Source organism: Imperialibacter sp. (assembly GCF_040222385.1).
Taxonomy (GTDB): domain Bacteria; phylum Bacteroidota; class Bacteroidia; order Cytophagales; family Cyclobacteriaceae; genus Imperialibacter.
In genome coordinates this window covers 1-838 of the sequence record NZ_JAVKDF010000007.1, presented here as the reverse complement: position 1 = coordinate 838, position 838 = coordinate 1, and the positions used below count along the sequence as shown (strand labels likewise).

Sequence of the window (838 nt, the reverse complement as noted above, 5' to 3'; positions counted from 1 at the left end):
CCCAGATTTTCCGCATGATCCTAAATCATTTTAAACACAAAAAAGCCTCTAAGATTACTCTTAGAGGCTTTGACAACCGTTATAGTTGTTTGATAAAATCAGGCAACGACCTACTCTCCCACCTTGCACAGCAGTACCATCGGCGCAGACAGGCTTAACTTCTCTGTTCGGAATGGGAAGAGGTGGACCCCGTCGCTATAGTCACCTAAAGCTCGTTGATTACTTACTCATCTTTTGATGAGTACTTAAACGTCGTTGAACTTCTTTCAACAACAAATATCTTATGACATACCAAGAGAAAATACATTCAAGCTGTTCCAGGCCCCGTCCCGACAAGTCGGGGCGGGGCACTCTCTTCAATAAAAAAGCGTTCGGGTAATTAGTACTGCTCAGCTTTGACATCTCTGCCTTTACACCTGCAGCCTATCAACGTCGTCATCTACAACGTCCCTTTATAGAAGCCTCATCTTGAGGTGAGTTTCGCACTTAGATGCTTTCAGCGCTTATCTCATCCCGACGTAGCTACCCAGCAGTGCATCTGGCGATACAACTGGTACACCAGCGGTCAGTCCAACCCGGTCCTCTCGTACTAAGGTCAGATCTACTCAAGTTTCTTACGCCCACAACAGATAGGGACCGAACTGTCTCACGACGTTCTAAACCCAGCTCACGTACCTCTTTAAACGGCGAACAGCCGTACCCTTGGGACCTGCTCCAGCCCCAGGATGAGATGAGCCGACATCGAGGTGCCAAACACTGCCGTCGATATGGACTCTTGGGCAGTATCAGCCTGTTATCCCCGGCGTACCTTTTATCCGTTGAGCGATGGCCCTTCCAC

2 rRNA genes are annotated in these 838 nt (G+C 48.6%); both read right to left on the bottom strand.

Features of this window, described 5'->3' with window-relative positions:
• Positions 1–97: 97 nt before the first annotated feature.
• Positions 98–209 (bottom strand): 5S ribosomal RNA (gene rrf / locus RIG68_RS01410).
• Between the two features lie 150 nt (positions 210–359).
• A 23S ribosomal RNA gene (locus RIG68_RS01405) occupies positions 360–838 on the bottom strand; the annotation flags it as partial.